11 protein-coding genes are annotated in these 18,077 nt (G+C 62.4%); 6 read left to right on the forward strand and 5 right to left on the reverse strand.

Annotated features, from left to right (window positions below; genetic code table 11):
• Positions 1 to 5 precede the first annotated feature (5 nt).
• Both PQQ96_RS11995 and mdeB read left to right on the forward strand, forming a co-directional pair.
• Entirely contained in the window at positions 6 to 1,655 is a 1,650-nt protein-coding gene (locus PQQ96_RS11995) for a serine hydrolase domain-containing protein (protein ID WP_408291844.1), read from the forward strand.
• 3 nt (positions 1,656 to 1,658) lie between these two features.
• Positions 1,659 to 4,343: an alpha-ketoglutarate dehydrogenase gene (gene mdeB, locus PQQ96_RS12000; protein ID WP_408291846.1), complete on the forward strand. Its 2,685-nt coding sequence runs from the start codon at positions 1,659 to 1,661 to the stop codon at positions 4,341 to 4,343.
• Between the two features lie 161 nt (positions 4,344 to 4,504).
• Here mdeB and PQQ96_RS12005 read toward each other — a convergent pair whose 3' ends face one another.
• On the reverse strand, positions 4,505 to 8,038 hold the full coding sequence (locus PQQ96_RS12005) for an indolepyruvate ferredoxin oxidoreductase family protein (protein WP_408291847.1): 3,534 nt from the start codon (positions 8,036 to 8,038) through the stop codon (positions 4,505 to 4,507).
• A 143-nt stretch (positions 8,039 to 8,181) separates the two neighbouring features.
• On the opposite strand from PQQ96_RS12005, the gene PQQ96_RS12010 reads away from it, so the two are divergent.
• Positions 8,182 to 8,655 carry an Lrp/AsnC family transcriptional regulator gene (locus tag PQQ96_RS12010; protein WP_408291849.1) on the forward strand — a complete coding sequence of 158 codons (474 nt, stop codon included), beginning with the start codon at positions 8,182 to 8,184 and terminating at the stop codon, positions 8,653 to 8,655.
• 69 nt (positions 8,656 to 8,724) lie between these two features.
• Entirely contained in the window at positions 8,725 to 9,642 is a 918-nt protein-coding gene (locus tag PQQ96_RS12015; RefSeq protein ID WP_408291851.1) for an NAD(P)-dependent oxidoreductase, read from the forward strand.
• A 124-nt stretch (positions 9,643 to 9,766) separates the two neighbouring features.
• Here PQQ96_RS12015 and PQQ96_RS12020 read toward each other — a convergent pair whose 3' ends face one another.
• The 3 genes from PQQ96_RS12020 to sauS form a co-directional block, all read right to left on the reverse strand.
• Positions 9,767 to 11,149 carry an MFS transporter gene (locus tag PQQ96_RS12020; RefSeq protein ID WP_408291853.1) on the reverse strand — a complete coding sequence of 461 codons (1,383 nt, stop codon included), beginning with the start codon at positions 11,147 to 11,149 and terminating at the stop codon, positions 9,767 to 9,769.
• Positions 11,150 to 11,303: 154 nt separating this feature from the next.
• Positions 11,304 to 12,986: an AMP-binding protein gene (locus PQQ96_RS12025; RefSeq protein ID WP_408291854.1), complete on the reverse strand. Its 1,683-nt coding sequence runs from the start codon at positions 12,984 to 12,986 to the stop codon at positions 11,304 to 11,306.
• Complete coding sequence (sauS, locus tag PQQ96_RS12030; protein ID WP_408291856.1) at positions 12,983 to 14,428, reverse strand: acylating sulfoacetaldehyde dehydrogenase; 1,446 nt, start codon at positions 14,426 to 14,428, stop codon at positions 12,983 to 12,985. The genes PQQ96_RS12025 and sauS overlap by 4 nt, the downstream gene beginning before the upstream one ends.
• 202 nt (positions 14,429 to 14,630) lie before the next feature.
• On the opposite strand from sauS, the gene PQQ96_RS12035 reads away from it, so the two are divergent.
• Positions 14,631 to 15,395 (forward strand): IclR family transcriptional regulator, encoded by a 765-nt coding sequence (locus PQQ96_RS12035; RefSeq protein WP_408291857.1) that lies wholly within the window; start codon positions 14,631 to 14,633, stop codon positions 15,393 to 15,395.
• 130 nt (positions 15,396 to 15,525) lie between these two features.
• Entirely contained in the window at positions 15,526 to 16,278 is a 753-nt protein-coding gene (locus PQQ96_RS12040; protein ID WP_408291859.1) for an IclR family transcriptional regulator, read from the forward strand.
• Between the two features lie 152 nt (positions 16,279 to 16,430).
• Here PQQ96_RS12040 and pdxR read toward each other — a convergent pair whose 3' ends face one another.
• Positions 16,431 to 17,957: a MocR-like pyridoxine biosynthesis transcription factor PdxR gene (gene pdxR, locus PQQ96_RS12045; RefSeq protein ID WP_408291861.1), complete on the reverse strand. Its 1,527-nt coding sequence runs from the start codon at positions 17,955 to 17,957 to the stop codon at positions 16,431 to 16,433.
• Positions 17,958 to 18,077: the final 120 nt, after the last annotated feature.

Consider the following 18,077-nt stretch of genomic DNA (forward strand, 5'->3'; position numbering starts at 1 on the left):
TGATAATGACGCAAGATTCGAAAGACATCATCAATCAGCTGGATGCCCTGTTCGAGTGTTTCAACAAGGGCGATGAACCGGGCCTGGTTGTAGCCGTGGCACATCGGGGCGAAATCCTCTACCGGCGCGGCTTCGGCCTTGCGAGCCTCGAGCACGGCGTAATCAACACTCCGGCCACACGTCTGCGCATCGGCTCCACGAGCAAACACTTCACCTGCCTCGCCGCACTGCTACTGGCTGAAGACGGCAAACTCGATATCGACGCCGGGATTCGCACGTATATGCCCGAACTGCCGCCGCTGGCCGGCGACCCGACCTTGCGCCAATTGATGACGCATACGGGAGGCTACCGCTGCTACCTCGATCTCACGCTGCTCGCACAAGGTGTGGCGACGCTGCCGCGCGGCGGTGCATTGGCCGCCGAAGTGCGACAGCGCGATGTCAATTTCCCGCCGGGAGAGCGCATGATCTACTGCAACGGCGGATATCAACTGCTATCGCTCGCGATCGAACGGGTCAGCGGGATCCCCTTCGAGACCTTTCTGAAGGAACGCATCTTCAACGTGATGGGCATGGTCGACACGGAGTCGGTCGCTGACGACATGCAAATCTGCCCGCGCATGGCAACCCAGCATGTGCCGGATGGAAAAGGCGGATTCATGCGCGGCCTCTTTCCCACGTGGGAAGTGCTTGGCGAAGGTGGGATCGTATCGACAGTCGACGACATGTTGCTCTGGCTCGAGCATCTGCGCGGCCCCAAGCGGCTCGGCAGCGAATCGATCTGGCGCCAGATGCTGACTAAACCGCGCTATTCGAGCGGAGCGGAAGGCGTATACGCCCTAGGGCTGATGCGCACGCCGCATCGCGACGTCGAGTTGCTGCACCATGCCGGCGGTGTGTTCGGCGGTGCCTGCCAGATGTTGACCGTGGAGCAGCATGCGCTGGATGTGATCATTCTCACCAACGGCGCGGCGGCCAATCCGGCCGAACTGGCTACACAGGTGGTCGATATCGCTCTGGGAGACGCGATACTGGGCGCACAACCTGCTGCACCCCTGCAAACAGCCGGGCACGAAACCTTGCTTGGCAAGTACCACTCGCGCCAGTCCGGAACGTATTGCGTGATCGGCGACCACGACGGGCGCGTGAATGCGGTCTTGCAAAACGTCAAGCCGATGCCCCTGCCGCTCATCGAGACGGCCGCCGGGTTGCGGGTGGACGACGGTGCGGGCGGCGCGCTCCTGATCAAACCTCGCACGGCACCGGCAGCGGGACGCGTCACTGCTATCGAGTTGGTGGACTGCGGGCACACAGAGACGCTTGAGCGCTTACCCGACAATGCCCCCCCACTCTCCGATGCGTCGGCTGGTCTGGCGGGCACGTATCACAGTGGCGACGCCGCCGCGCGTGCGACGATCGCGATGATCAATGACGAACTCACTCTGGTAATGGAAGGCGTAGCAGGCAGTGCCAACTACCGGCTCGCCCCAGTCGGCAACGACGTTTTCACATTCGACCCTGCAGGTCAGTCGACCGTCATCAGCGGCGTGTTGACGGTGGAGCGCCTGGGTAAGCAGGTGATTGGCTTTCGCATCGACACGACCCGCACGCGCAATCTGGATTTCACGCGCGCAGTCCAGACAATGGCGGCATAAATAATGAAAGCCGAACCCGTCCACCTGTCGCACAGTGGCACCGCGCTGCGTTCAGATACCGATACCGATACCGACCAGCAGGAAACCGCTGAATGGCTCGACGCGCTGGAAGGCGTTGCGCACGTCGCGGGCGTCGATCGCGTCACCTTCCTGCTGCAACGGCTCGCCGAACACGCCAATCACCTGGGCATGCCGCCCTCTTCGCACCCATACTCGCTGTATCAGAACACGATCGCTGTCGCGGACCAGCCGGCGTATCCTGGCAACCTCCTCATGGAGGAACGCATCACGTCGATCATCCGCTGGAACGCGCTCGCAATGGTCGCCAAAGCTAACAAGGCCTATGGCGAACTCGGCGGCCACATTGCAAGCTATGCGTCGGCGGCCGAGATCTTCGAGGTGGGTTTCAATCACTTCTTCAAGGCGGATAACGCGGAATCAAAGGGCGATCTAGTTTATTTTCAGCCGCATTCGGCGCCCGGAGTCTACGCCCGTGCGTTTCTCGAAGGACGCCTCGACGAGGCGCATCTTGAACGCTATCGACAGGAAGTGGATGGCGACGGCCTGTGCTCCTATCCGCATCCCTGGCTCATGCCTGAGTTCTGGCAATTTCCGACGGGTTCGATGGGCATCGGGCCAATCAGCTCAATCTATCAGGCGCGCTTTCTGCGCTACCTCGAACATCGCGGCATTGCCGACACGAGCCGGCGTCGCGTGTGGGGCGTATTCGGCGACGGCGAGATGGACGAGCCGGAATCGATCGGGGCGCTTTCGCTTGCTGCGCGTGAGAAGCTCGACAACCTCACGTTCGTCATCAACTGCAATCTCCAGAGATTGGACGGACCGGTGCGTGGTAACGGTCAGATTATCCAGGAACTGGAGTCGCTCTTTCGCGGTGCAGGCTGGAATGTGATCAAGGTCGTGTGGGGCTCGGACTGGGACGCGCTTTTTGCGCGCGACCGCAACCACGTTTTGCTGCGCCGCTTCGCCGCCACGGTGGACGGCCAGTATCAAACGCTCGGCGCAAACGACGGCGCCTATAACCGTACGCATTTTTTCGATCTCGACCCCGAGCTGCAGGCGTTGGTCGCGCATATGTCGCCGGTAGAAATCGATGGCCTGCGGCGCGGCGGCCATGACTTCAGAAAGTTATATGCCGCATTCGACGCCGCAGCAAAGCACTGTGGACAACCGACGGTGATTCTCGCCAAGACGAAAAAGGGCTTCGGAATGGGCCATGCCGGCGAGTCGCGCAATACGTCGCATCAACAGAAGAAGCTCGACGTCGACGCGCTCAAGGCGTTTCGTAATCGCTTCGCGCTACCGCTCGACGACTCGGCGGTCGAAGCAATGCATTTCTACAAGCCTGGCGACGACAGCGCCGAGCAACGCTACTTGCACGCACGTCGCGACGCCTTGGGCGGCTATCTGCCAAAGCGCGCAACGCATGCACCCGCCGTCACGGTGCCGCCGTTGGAAAGCTACGCAAAATTCGCGCTCGAGCCGGACGATCGCGAGATTTCCACGACAACCGCGCTGGTCCGCATCTTCACCAATCTGCTGAAAGATAAGGTACTGGGTCCGCGCATCGTGCCCATCGTCGCGGATGAAGCGCGTACCTTCGGTATGGCGAATCTGTTCCGCCAAGTCGGCATTTATGCGCCGCTTGGACAATTGTACGAGCCGGAAGACGCAGGATCGATGCTGTACTACAAGGAATCGAAAGACGGTCAGCTGCTCGAGGAAGGTATCACCGAGGCAGGTGCGATCTCGTCCTGGGTCGCGGCGGCCACTTCGTATAGCGTGAACGGCGTCGCGATGTTGCCGTTCTATATCTATTACTCCATGTTCGGCTTCCAGCGTGTAGGCGACCTCATCTGGGCTGCCGCCGACCAGCGCGCACGCGGCTTCCTGATCGGCGCCACCGCCGGGCGCACGACGCTCGCCGGCGAGGGCCTGCAACACCAGGACGGCACGAGTCACGTGATCGCATCCACCGTACCGAATTGCCGCGCGTATGACCCGGCATTTTCCGGTGAAGCTGCCGTCATCGTCGATCACGGCTGCCGCCGCATGCTCGAAGAGCAAAAGGACGAGTTCTATTACCTAACGGCAACCAATGAGAACTGTACGCACACGCCTATCGATGCCTCTGCTCACGTCGACATCATCAAGGGAATGCGCCTCTACGGTGCACGCGGCGCAGAAGGTGCAGCGCCGGCCGTCCGTCTGCTAGGCTCGGGGGCGATCTTCCGCGAAGTGATTGCCGCCGCAGAACTGCTGGCCGACGACTGGGGCATCGCCTCCGAACTCTGGAGCGTGACGAGCTTCTCAGAGCTTGCACGCGAAGCACGGGAGGTTGAACGCAATGCCATGTTCGGCGCGGCGCATGAGGCGAAGAGCCATGTCGCGCACTGCCTTCAAGGCGACACGCCTGTTGTGGCCGCCAGCGACTATGTGCGCGCCTATGCGCAACTGATTGCGTCGTATGTGGACGCACCCTACGTCGCACTCGGCACCGACGGCTTCGGGCGCAGCGACACACGTCCTGCATTGCGACGCTTCTTCGAAATCGACCGGTATCACATCGTGCTCGCCGCGCTCTCGGGCATTGATCGCGCCAAGCACGTGCAGGCGCTGCAACGCTACGACATCGAAACAAGTCTCAGCGCGCCGTGGACCCGTTAGACCATGGAATCCTGGCAACTCAAGACCTGCCACGCCTGAACCGCTTGAAACCCGGCATCACGGTCGTTCAGGATTTAATGGTTCGAGGGTCCTGCCGATCAGATTGTTCTGGCATCTTGACGACCGGACCCTCGTCTCCTCGGGCAGCGAGCCGTCGACCCTCACTTGCCTCCGAGTATCGCGCGATATCGTTCACGCACAGGGCGGGTGTTTTCGTAGTTGCGCTCCTTGATTACGCCAAAGCCACGAATCGACGACGGTAGACGTAATAAGTCAAGCGCCGACTCGACCGTCTGGGCGCTGAGTCTTTGAAGGGCGAGCTCGACGTCTTCCTCGAATTCATCTATCAACGCACGTTCGATGAGCCGGTCTTTCTGACGGCCAAACGGATCGAAGGTCGTTCCGCGCAATACCTTGCCGTACTTCATCACGCGCAACAGAGGGTCAAGCCATGCAGCGCGAAGCGCAATCTTGTTTCTGCGACCGGTGCGAGGGTCGCGACGGGTGAGAAGGGGCGGCGCCATGTAAAACATCTTTTTGCCACCACCATCAAAAGCGCTGGACAGGTACGCATGGAAGCTGCCGTCGGTATGCAGACGCGCGACCTCATACTCATCTTTGTACGCAAGCACCTTGAAATAGTTACGCGCCGCCGCTTCCGTGAGTTCACCGGCATGGCCCGAAACACGCCGCTCGGCCTGCTGCACGCGATCGACAAGCGCCATGTAGCGGCGGCCATAGGCGGCGTTCTGGTAAAGCTCTAGATCGCGCACGCGGTCGGCGACAAAACGTTCAAGTTCGAACTCCGCCGACGCAGCCGCTGCCGTGCCGGCGACCCGCTCGATTACATTCGCGTCGTGCGCCATCAGCCGCCCCCAGAAAAAGGCGCGCTCGTTCATCTTCACGGCCGTACCGTTCAGTTCGATGGCCCGCCCGATGGCCGCCTCCGAGAGCGGAATCAGTCCTCGTTGATACGCGTACCCCACCATCATCATGTTCGATGCAATCGCATCGCCAAACAGGATCTCTGCTGCACCAGAGCCGTCCCAGAACGCGGATGAACCCGTACCGATTGCACCTTCGATCGCGCGCTGATGAATGGCTTTGCTAACCGGCAGGTCGCCATCGCGCACGAAGTCAGACGTTGGCGTAATCCGTTCATTCACGACTGCCCGCGTCACGCCCGAAGCGACCCGCGACAGCGCGCCCGCAGACGCGGCGACCACCGCGTCGCAGCCAAGCAGAACATTCGCGGCGTGCGCGCCGATGCGTGACGTCACGATCTGAGTGCGGCTGCCCGCAATCTGTACATGGCTGATGACGGCACCGTTCTTCTGCGCGAGACCCGTGAAATCCAGCGTGGACGCGCCCTTGCCCTCCAGATGCGCGGCCATCGCGAGAATCGCACCTATCGTGACGACGCCCGTGCCGCCGATGCCGGTGACGACGATGTTGGCGTGTGCCTCCACATCCGCCGGTACAGCCGCGGGAGCGGGAAGTTTCGCGCGCCATTCGGCTTCGATAGCGCCAATGCGCTTCTGATCCGGCTGTTTAGGCTGCAGTCCTTCGACCGTAACGAAGCTGGGGCAGAACCCTTTGAGGCACGAGGTGTCCTTATTGCAACTCGACTGATTGACGGCGCGCTTACGACCCAGCTCAGTCTCGAGCGGTTCGATCGCTATGCAATTCGATTGCACCGAGCAATCGCCGCAGCCTTCACAAACGGCCGGGTTGATCACCACGCGCTTCGGCGGGTCGATCAGCTTGCCGCGCTTACGCCGGCGACGCTTCTCGGCCGCACAGGTCTGGTCGTACACGATGACCGAAACGCCTTTAGCCTCACGCAACGTTCGCTGGAGTACGTCAAGGTCGTCCCGATGTTGAATGTCGACGTTGGCGGGCAGGCTCAGTGGACCGGCATACTTTTCGGGCTCGTCGGAGACGACAACCACTTTGGCCACAGCTTCGGCAACCACCTGGGCCACCACACGCTGAACGGTGAGACTGCCTTCCGTGGGCTGGCCCCCGGTCATCGCCACCGCGTCGTTAAAGAGAATCTTGTAGGTGACGTTGGATTTCGCCGCAACGGACTGGCGGATCGCGAGGCTGCCGGAGTGCTGATAGGTGCCGTCCCCCAGATTGACGAACATGTGCGGAATGTCCATGAACGTGGACATGCCGATCCACTGCACGCCTTCCCCGCCCATCTGGCAGAAGGTCGCGGTATCGCCCGCTTCGCCCAAGGCCATGATGTGACAACCAATGCCGGCTGCCGCGTAAGAACCGTCCGGCAACTTGGTCGACGTATTGTGCGGACAGCCTGCGCAGAAAAACGGCTTGCGTGTCAGCGGCTGCGTATCCTTGCTGAGCGCAAGTGGAATAACGCGCGAACCGCTGCCGTGAACCGCAGCAATGAGCGGAGCGGGTGACGTGAGCTCAACGCCGGTATGAGCAAAGAACAGTTTGAGTGCGGCGGCAACCTGTTCCGGCGCGAATTCCATCGCTGCGGGCAGCAGCGGTCCTGCAACACCCAAGTCCTTGCCGAACACGGCGGGACGTTCGTCCGCCCGCACATTGAACAGCGCTTCCTTGATCTGACGCTCGACGAACGAGCGCTTCTCTTCGACGACGACAAGGGCCTGCATACCGCGTGCAAATGCGCGCACGCCCTCGGCCTCGAGCGGCCAGATCATCCCGATCTTGTAGACGCCAATGCCCAGGCGCTCAAGCTCCTGCGGCGAGAGTCCAAGGGCCTGGAAAGCCGCCAATACATCGCCGTGCGCCTTGCCCACCGTAACGATACCGACCCGCGCGCCGCGCGGCCGAACCAAAGTGCGATCGACCGGGTTCGCCCGCATGAAGGCGAGTGCGGCGGGCAGACGCTCGTCGAGTACGCGTCGTTCGAGTTCGCTGCGCTCGGCCGGCCAGCGAAGATTCGGGTCGTAGTTGAAACCCCGCACATCCGGCACGTGGATGTCGGCGGGCAGCCTGAAGCGGGGCACCCCGCTCGCGCCCTGCGCCTGCACGGTCATCGACCGTCCGCTTTCAACGGTTTCGGTGATCGCCTTGAAAGCGACCCACAGGCCTGAATAACGCGACATCGCGTAACCCGTCAGGCCGAACTCGATATATTCCTCAACCGATGCCGGAAAGAGAATCGGCATCATCGCGCCTTCGAAGACGTGGTCCGTCTGGTGCGGGAACATCGACGATTGTGCCGCGTGGTCATCACCCGCGACGGCGAGCACACCACCCTGCCGCGACGTGCCTATGATGTTCGCGTTACGGAAGACATCCCCGGTACGATCGACGCCCGGACCTTTCCCGTACCACATCGAGAAAACGCCTTCGACACGCTTGCCTGGAAATGCGTCGACCTGTTGCGCGCCCCACAGCATGGTGGCGCCGAGATCTTCGTTCAAGCCCGGTTCGAAGCGGATCGCGTGCTCGGCGAGCAGTTTCTTCTGGCGCCACAGTTCCTGGTCGAAGCCACCGAGCGGCGAGCCCCGGTAGCCTGACACCAACCCGCCTGTATGGACGCCGGCAGCGCGATCGCTGCGCGCCTGTTCAACCAGAATTCGCACCAGCGCCTGGGTGCCAGTCAGGAAAACTGTTCCGTTCTCTCTGAGGTAGCGGTCCTCGAGACCGTACGCCATGTCGATCTGGCGCCCCAGCTCCACTGCTCGCATATTCATTGTTCGTCTCCTCTGCCTGTAGGGGTGGCATGCGAGCCATTTTAGGTAGCCGATAGAGGAAATTCGTGCCAAACTGAGCCGAAAAATTTCTCCGGTTTGGCAAACAACACCCGTTTTTAAACCGTTTCAGGGAAAATGAGCTAATGAAATTGGACCGTAGCGATGTGGCCATCCTGCGCGCACTGCAGCGCGATGCCCATACGAAAGCAGCCGACCTCGCGGAGTCGCTAGGTCTTTCACTGTCGCCGTTTTACCGACGTATCCGGATGCTCGAAGAGTCCGGCGTCATCACCCAATACGTGACCCTGCTAGATCAGGAAAAGGCCGGCTTTCCCGTTAATGCCTATGTGTCCGTGGCGATCGAGAAGAAGAACGAGACGCGGCTCGCGGCATTCGAGCGCGCCATCGGCAACTTCGAGGAAGTGATGGAGTGTTATCTGATGACCGGCGCCTTCGACTACATGCTTCGGGTCGTCGCGGCCGACATCGCCGGAATCGAGCGCTTCGTCATGACCAAACTCACGAAGATTGACGGCGTACGCGACATCCACACATCTGTCGCGCTGCGTCGCGTTGAATATAAAACGGCACTGCCCCTACGCCCTCGCGATGAGTGACGGCTCGCACCACGCAGATATCGCTGACATAATTGTTTTCCTCATATCCCCCAGCCCTGAGGAATTCCAATGAACACTCCAGCAAACGCCTCTTCGAGCGATGCCGTGCGCCGCGTCACCTTTCTCGGCCTCGGCGTCATGGGTTATCCAATGGCCGGGCATCTGGCGAAAGCCGGCCTCGACGTGACGGTTTACAACCGTACCGCGCAAAAGGCGGAGCAATGGGTCGCCGAGTACGGCGGACGCGCTGCGGGCACGCCGCGCGAAGCCGTGGACGGCGCCGATCTGGTGCTGGCGTGCGTGGGCAACGACGACGATCTGCGCAGCATCACCCTCGGCGACCAGGGCGCGTTTGCGGGTATGGCGCGTGGCACGCCCTTCGTCGACCACACCACCACCTCGGCGGACGTCGCCCGGGAACTCGCGGACGTCGCGGGCAAGCAAGGTTTGCACTTCATCGACGCGCCAGTCTCCGGCGGCCAGTCCGGGGCGCAAAACGGGAAGCTGACGATCATGTGCGGCGGCGACGCGGCTGCGTTCGAACGTGCCGCGGCGACGCTGCGCCATTACGCGGCCGCCGTCACGCTGATCGGCCCGACGGGCGCCGGCCAACTGGCCAAAATGGTCAATCAGATCTGCGTCGCCAGCATCGTGCAGGGCCTGTCCGAAGCGATCCATTTTGGCGAGAGCGCCGGCCTCGACATGACCCGCGTCCTGGAGGTGATCGGCAAGGGCGCGGCGGCGAGCTGGCAGATGGAAAACCGCGGCAAGACGATGATCGAAGGCAAGTTCGATTACGGCTTCGCCGTCGACTGGATGCGCAAGGACCTCGGTTTCTGCCTCGACGAAGCGAAGCGCGTCGGCGTGTCGCTGCCGGTCACCGCGCTTGTCGATCAGTTCTACGGCGACGTTCAGGCGTTAGGCGGCAACCGCTACGACACTTCGAGCCTCATCTGGCGGTTACGCAAGCTCACGCCTGCCGATTAACCAGTGTCACGAGCTAGCGGGTGCCTGCCGCCCGCTAGCTCCGCCAATCGTCGCCACGTCGGTTCCGCATGTGGCTGCGAACTGAGCGATGGGATCCATGACCAGGACCCCTGGTAAGCACGCCTTATCGGCGCCAGCGCAGCGGACGGCGCAGATGGTGCCGCTCCAGCCGCACCCCGGCGCTCGCCGGGGCAAACGCAGGCATGCCGTCCAGTTGCCGGCCTTCGAGCCGATCGCGCTCCTCGTCGGCCTCGACCGTCTTCGCCGGATCGATGAAGAGCGCGGCCACGATCCCCACCCCTAGCAAGCCCGCGGAAATCGTGAACGGCACGTTATAGCTGCCGGTTGTCTCGATCAGATAACCGAACACCACGGGCGATATCATGCCGGCGACGCCGAACCCCGTGTTCATCATGCCGCCCGCCGTACCCGCGTAGCGACCGCCGATGTCAAGCGGCAAGGTCCACAACACAGGATTCGTGATCTCGAGAAAGAAGAACGACGCCGACAGGTACAGCACCGCCATCAGGGGATTGGTCGCGGAGACCATCGGCAGCAAGAACACGAGCGAGCCGCCCATGCCCACCACCAGTACCGCACAGCGCGCAAAACGCAGCCGGCCGGTGCGCTTGTAGAGCCGATCCGAGACGACGCCGCCCAGCGTATCGCCGATCACGCCCGCAAGCAGTGGCAGCGCCGTGAACAGGGCCAGTTGCTTGAGATCGAAACCGCGGGCCTCCTTCAGATACGAAGGCAACCAGGTCAGATAGACCCACAGCAGCCAGCCGTAACAGAAGTCGACGAACGTCACGAGCCACATGCGACGGATCAGCTTGCGCCACGGCGTGGCCGCCCGCTTGGCGCGTTCGCAATCGCCAACGCGATAGCCGATCTCCGCCGTCTCTTCAGGTGTCACGCGACGGTTCTGCTCCGGCGAATTCGTAAAGACGCAGAGATACAGCACCGTCCACGCGAGACTCGCCACGCCGAGCAGAATGAACGCATCACGCCAGCCGCCCGCCACCACCACCGCAAGCACGAGCGGCGGCGTGACCGCGCCGCCGAGGCGCGCGAAGCTATGGGTGATACCTTGAGCGAAACCCCGCTCCGCGACCGGCATCCAGTAGGTAAATGCACGCGTCGCCGTCGGGAATGCACCACCCTCGCCGATTCCGAGCGCGAACCGCAGCGCGACGAGCATCGCCACACTGCCGGCGAATCCGGTGGCGAGTGTCGCCACGCCCCAGATCAGTGACAGCACCGTCAGCACCAGCTTCGGCCCGTACTTGTCCGACAGCCAGCCACCGATGACCTGCATGAATGCGTACGGATAGGCGAAGGCCGAGAACACGAGGCCGAGTTGGACCGTCGTCAGCCCCATTTCGTGGCGGATGATAGGGCCAGCCACGGCGATATTCACACGGTCGATGTACGAGATGAAATACATCAGGCACATGACGGCCAGGATGATGTGGCGCGTCTTCACACGCCGCTTATGCGTTTGCATGCTGTCTCCTGTGTCTCTTATGTGACGCCGACGGCGTCTGTGGCGTTCGATTCACACGTCGTACTGCGTCGCGCTGTGTCGGGTCAGGTGCGCCTCGACACGCACCCGCCTCCTGGGCTTGCCGGCGCGATCCGGCATATCGATGCGCGTGCCGTCAGGTGGGCACGAGTTTCAGGCGCTGCACCTTGCCCGAGGGTCCACGAGGCAGTTCCGTGACAAAGCGAAACTCCTTCGGCGTCTTGTAGCGGCCCAGTTCGCGCAAGCAGTGCTCATGCAGATCCGCGACGTCGAGCGCGCCCTGCCCTTGCTCGATGCGAGGCACGATGAAGGCGACGATCTCCTGCCCGTAAGCGGTATCCGGCACGCCCACCACTGCCGCATCCAGCACGCCGGGGTGTTTGAGCAGTGCTTCATCGATCTCGCGCGGGGCGATGTTTTCGCCGCCCTTGATGATCAATTCCTTCGCGCGGCCGTTAATGAAGAAGTAACCGTCGCTGTCGCGATAGCCGAGGTCGCCGGTGCGCAGCCAGCCGTCGGCGGTGAAGGCCTCGCGTGTTTCCCCGGCGCGCTTGTAATAGCCGCCCATCACCTGCTCTCCGCGCAACACCAGTTCGCCGCACTCGTTGGGCGCGCATTCGCGGCCGTCACGATCGATCACCTTGGCTTCGCCACCCGAAGGCAGGCCGATGCTGCCGATTTTTCGCTTCGCCGGATCATAGGGATTACTGAACACAGGCGCGGCGGTTTCGGTCATCCCCATCGTTTCGATGATGCCGACCCCGAAGCGCGCTTCGAACGCACGGTGATGATCGACGGGCAGCGCCGCTGACGCACTGCGGCAGAACCTCAGCGCGGACAGGTCGAACGTGCATGGTTCGTCGTTGTTGAGCAGATAGGCGACGATTGTCGGCACCACGTTGATCCACGTGCAACCGTGGCGCGCGACATCGCGCCAGTAGGTACGCGCGGAAAACCGCGGTGTCATGACCACCGAGCCGCCATGAAAGAGCGGCGCAAGCAGCGTCACGACGAGACCATTGATGTGATAGAGCGGCAAAGCGGCGAAGACCCGGTCGCCGGTGCCAAGCCGGTGTTCGTGCGAGATGTTGCGCGCATTGGCCAGCAGATTTCGATGGGTCAGCAGGACGCCCTTCGGTGCGCCCGTGGTGCCGGACGTGTACATCAACAGCGCCACATCGCTCGCATCCGGCTCGCCGGTTGACGATGCGCCTTCGGAATCCCATGCGGTAACAGGCGGAGCAGAAGGGACGCCCGCCGCACAGGCTGCACCATTGGCCGATGCCGTTTGCGCGGCAACAGGACCACCTGTCGTTTCCATCAGCGCAGCTTCGACGCCGACCGGCACGAGCGCCATCGCGGCATCGGGCTCTGTGCGAATCAGTGCAACGGTGCGGGTAATGCCTTGCTCGCGCAACCCGTCGATCGCGCTCGACATCGCCGCGTGCGTATCGCCGGAGACAAACACCATGCGCGTGTCCGAATGCTCCACGATGTAGCGCAACTGCGACGGCTGGCACAACAGATTGAGCGGGTTGGCGACGAGCCCGCTGTACATCGCCGCGAGCAACAGCCTTGCCGTGTGGATACCGTTACCCATGAAGACCGAAACGACATCGCCGGCCTGCAAGCCTGCTTTGTGAAAGACCGTCTCAAGCGCGCGGCAGTCGTCGCGAAGCGCCGCGAAGGTCAATACGTCGGCACACGCGGCAACGCCCTCGTCCTCGGCGCATTCAGGGGCCGCCAGCAGGAACGGCTGATCGGGATACTGCGCGGCGCGAGCGTCGATCAGCGCGCGAATCGTATGAGGCGTCTTCATTTGCCATACCTCCCGAAGAAATCGCCGAGTACATCGTCGAGTTCGGGGACGCGCTCCTCGATCGGGTAGGCCACGCGCGTGATGTTCAGGTAATGGTGAAAGTTGAGATTGCTCGAAAAGTTGTTGCGGCCCCACGTTCCGCATCCCATCGAGAGCGAAAAGGGCAAGCCGTTATCGAAGTTGCCGCCAGTCGCGAGGCAATGCGCCTGATTCACGATCACGCGCGCAACCGGCAGCGTCGAGCCGAGCTGCACCGCCTGGCCGGGGTCAGTCGAATGCAGGCCGACCGAGTGCCCGGCTCCCATGTAGGCGTAGATGCCACTCACGATGTCGGCAGCGGCATCGAAGGTTTCCGCGCGATAAACGGTCAATACCGGCGCGAGCTTCTCGCCCGAGAAAGGATAGTCAGCGCCGAAGCCGGTTTCCTCCACCATCAGGAAAGCTGGCTCGCGTGCGGCAATGTCGTCGAGGCCCGCCGCCTGCGCAATGAAGGCAGCCGAGCGCGCGGTGCAGTGCGCCGATAGCTTGCCGTTCGACCACATCGCGGCCTGCAGTTGCGCCTTTTGCGCGGCGTCGAGCATCACGCCGCCGCAGGCGGTCAGCTCGGCCAGCATGTTTGCGTACACCGCAGCTTCGATCACGACGCTGTTTTCGGATGAACAGCTCGTGGCGTTATCGAACGTTTTCGAGCGTGCAATCTTGTGCGCTGCATCGTGCAGATCGGCCGACGCGGTAATAATCGAAGCCACGTTCCCCGCGCCCACGCCGAACGCGGGTGTCCCGCTTGCGTAGGCCATCCGCACATTCGCCTGCGAGCCGGTCGCCACGACCAGATCGCACTGCCGCATCAATTCAGCGGTGGCCGCCTTGCTGATCGGCGCGGGCAACATCTGGACGAGGTCGGCCGAGATTCCGACTTTGGCGAATTGCGCGTGAATGAAGTCGATCAGCAGCGCGCACGACGAATAGCCCTTGGGAGACGGCGCCACGATCACCGCATTACCGCATTTGAGGGCGTTGACGATCTTGTTGATCGGCGTAGCCGCCGGATTGGTGGACGGCGTGATCGCCGCCACCACGCCGACAGCCCGCGCGATCTCGACAATGCCGGTAGCGTCATGACGCTCGATCACACCGGTGGTCTTCTGCCCGTGCAGATCGCGCAACAGCCCGAGCGTCTTGCGATAGTTCTTGCGGAACTTGTCGTCCGCGTTGCCGAGACCGGTGTCGCGCACCGCCAGCTCGGCAAGCTGCCGGTTGCGCCCGGGTTCCATAATTGCCCACGCTGCGGCGTCGGCGGCGGTATCGAGCACGTCTTGCCCCGCGACCTCGAATACGCGCTGTGCGGCCCGCGCACGCGCAACCAGTGACGCAACCACGCGTCCAACTTCGCTATCCGCGCTGGCGTGCGTGGCTTCGGCTTCTGTGGCCCTGACGTTCATACGGTTCACTCCGGAACGGAAAAGATGGGTGTTGGTACCAATCTAGTGAACCGTGCATGCTTCGGAGTCCCGTTTTCTGAACTATCCCTTGCGCCAGGGTGGCGAGAATCGAAAAGTGCAAATTTCGGGACTTTCCATAGTCCCGAAAACTAACCAGACCGATGCACAATCCAAGTTATAAGTACGACACTGAGGAGACAGCGTGGCAACTTCGAATCAATCGAATGCGGCAGCCGTGCGTGCATTTCGCGTACTTGAAACCCTGGCTGAGGCAAGCGGCCCGCTTTCCATGACGGATCTCGTCCATGCTCTCGAACTGCCCAAGCAGACCGTGCATCGGATTCTGGTGCAGTTGATGGATGCGTGGCTGGTCACGCGCAGCGCCGGCGACCGGCTATACGAGTGTTCCCCGCGCGTGCGCATGCTGGCGGTCAATGTGCTGATGCATGCAGGCCCGGCCGCTGCCCGTCATGTGCTGCTTGAGCAACTGGTGGCTAAAATCGGCGAGACCTGCAATCTGACGATGCTGGCCGGCAACGACGTGGTCTATGTGGACCGGGTGGAAACGGAGTGGCCGCTGCGCATGCACCTTCAACCGGGTTCGCATGTTCCGCTGCACTGTTCGGCAAGCGGCAAGCTGTTACTCAGCTTTCTGCCTAAGGACCGGCGCGAACGGGTCATCGAAACCTTGCCGCTACGCGCCTATTCCGAGCGGACGATTACGGATCGCGGCGAGTTGCGCAAAGAGCTGACCATTACGCGGCGGCGCCAGCTCGCCATCAACAATCAGGAACATTTGCAGGGGCTCATCGCGGTCGCGGTGCCGGTCATGCTGGATCGTAATCGCGCCTGCGCGGCCATCGCCGTCCAGGCACCGGTCGGGCGGGTCGTACTCGAGGATCTGCTGGCCTTCCTGCCCGATCTGCGGCTCGCCGCGGAGGAAACCGCCAAGACATTCCGGCAGTAGTGGGCGCATTCCGAAAAACGGGATGATCTACGCTGAAATAGCGCGCTGAAATCACTCCATCCCCGCGAAAACCACCACCGGTAAAGCCACGCGGTACAATGACGCCGATCCATTTTCCGGAACGGCAGACATGACTAAAGCGGATACTCCTACCCTGCGCGCGTTCGCTCTGCTGGAACACCTCGTCCGCGCCGAAGGTCCGGCGTCGCTTGCCGACATTGCTCAGGACGTCGACCTGCCGAAGGCTTCGCTGCACCGTATGCTGGCTTCACTCGAGGCCGGTGGCCTCGTGATCCGCGAGCCGGGCCAGAAAAACGCCTATGTGATCGGGCCGCGTCTCGCGCAACTCGGTCTGGGCGTCATGATGCACTCGGGGGCCCGCCGGCTGCGGCATGCGATCCTGTCGAACCTGGTTGCCGATCTCGGCGAGACCTGCAATCTCACGATGCTGCATGAAACCGAGGTGTTGTATCTCGACAGGCTCGAAGCGCCCTGGCCGTTGCGGCTCGATCTGAAGCCCGGCTCGCACGTACCGGCGCATTGCAGCGCGAGCGGCAAGCTGCTGCTGGCTATGTTGCCGCGCGAACAACGCAGCGCCCTCGTCCGCACGCTGAAGCTCGAACGCTTCACGCCGAATACCATCACCGATCCCGAACTGCTCGAAGCAGAACTCGACCGCACCGCACACAAGCGCATCGCCATCGACAATGAGGAATTTGTCGCCGGTATCGCGTGCGTGGCCGCGCCGGTGATGGATGAGAACAATACCTGCATCGCGGCGATCGCCGTTCATGCGCCAGTCTCGCGTGCGCCGCTGTCGCGCGCCCTCGAGTTCGTGCCGCGCCTGCAGGAAGCCGCTCAACAGCTCGCCAAAACGTTCTAACGCGCTTCGGCCGTCGCTTGTAAGGTCAGTCCATGCCGTCGCTTGTGGCACCGTCTCTGCCAGCGCTCGCGCCGTCGCCTATGGCACCGCTCATGCCGTCGTTTCGGCTACCGCTCTCATGCCATCACTTATGGCATCACTTAGCCCGCCCCCTATTCCTCAGGCCGCTGCGCGCGCACGAGCTCCGCGAGCAAACGCACGCCCGCATCGATCTTTTCCAGCTTGATGGCCGAAAAACCCATCCTGAAACAGTGGTTCTGCTCCAGTCCTGTCATGAAGAAAACCCGCCCCAGCTCGATCAGAATGCCATGTGCCTGCGCATCCGCGGCAAGCTGTGTCGCATCGAGCCATGGCGGCCCTTCGACCCAGCACGACGCGCCGCCGCCGACCGGCACATAGCGCGCCTCCGGCAGGTGCGTATCGAGCGCCGTCATCAGCGCCTGGGCGCGCTCCCGATAGGCGTGAGCGAGCCGCCTCAGCAGTGCATCGTGGTGCCCGAGCGCCAGAAACGTGGCGAACGCGCGCTGAATATAGGCTGCAGGGTGGCGCACCATCAGGCGCCGCAGCGCACGCAGCTCACGCACCAGTTCACGCGGCCCGACGATATAACCGAGCCGCAGCCCAGGCGCAAACGTCTTCGACAGGCTGCCGATATAGATCACCCGATCCGCCGTATCAAGGCTTTTCAAGGCCGGGTGCGGCATGCCTGAGAAATTGTTTTCGCTCTCGTAGTCGTCTTCGATCAGCACGAAGTCATGCTCCTGCGCCTGTTCCAGCAGCGCATGACGGCGCTCGATAGGCATGGTGGCCGTGGTCGGGCACTGGTGGCTCGGCGTCACATAGACGTAATCGCATTGCGCAAGCAGATCGGCGTCCTCAACAGGGCGCACGCCGCCGCCATCGACCGGCAGCGGCTGCAGCCGCGCATTGCGGTTCTCGAAGATATTGCGGGCATCCGGATAGCCGGGGTTTTCGAAGCCGATCGTGGTCCGCTCGCTCGCGAGCAGATCCGCGATCAGATAGAGCGCCTGCTGGCAGCCGATCGTCACGACGATTTCGTCGGGCATGGCAAACACGCCGCGCCGCGGCAGCACACGCGTGCGGATCTGCTGGATCAGCGTATCGTCGTCGCGCTCGATCAGGTCCGGTGCCCAGTTGCGGATCTCCATGACCGACAGCGCTTTCATGCAGCATTCGCGCCAGTCGTTGGTCGGAAACAGCGACTGGTCGAACTGCCCGTAAATGAAGGGATATTCGTAGCTCAGCCAGTTGCCCGGCTTGACGATGTTGCGCTGCGAGGACGGCCGCCTCCTGAGGCGCTGTTCCCAATCCGGCCGCGCGAGCGCCTCATTGGCCGCTTGCGCCGGCACCGTCTGCAGCGGCGCAAATGCGTGCCGCCCTTCGAGAATGGCCGGATTGACGAAATGGCCGCTGCGCTCGCGTGAAATCAGATAACCCTCTTCCACCAGTTGCTGGTAGGCGAGCACGACCGTATTGCGAGCTACACTTAATTGATCGGCCAGCTCGCGGCTGGACGGCAGCGCATGATCCGGCAACAGTTGGCCGTCCAGGATCGCAGCCACCAGCATCTGACGAATCTGGCCCTGGAGACTCATATTCGACTCGGGTGAACGCTGGAATCGCTGACTCCATAGCGCCATCGAGGTGCGACTTGCCATGCTTTCTCCTGATTTTTGTAGGCGGAGCCCATCCGCACGAAGGCGGACACCGGCATTGTGGACGCGCAAAAAAACGCCTGCCAGCCCCGCCGGGCGGCTGCGGCCGAGACCGGCGCAACG

Origin of the sequence: Paraburkholderia sediminicola (assembly GCF_046027825.1) — a bacterium.
Taxonomy (GTDB): domain Bacteria; phylum Pseudomonadota; class Gammaproteobacteria; order Burkholderiales; family Burkholderiaceae; genus Paraburkholderia; species Paraburkholderia sediminicola_D.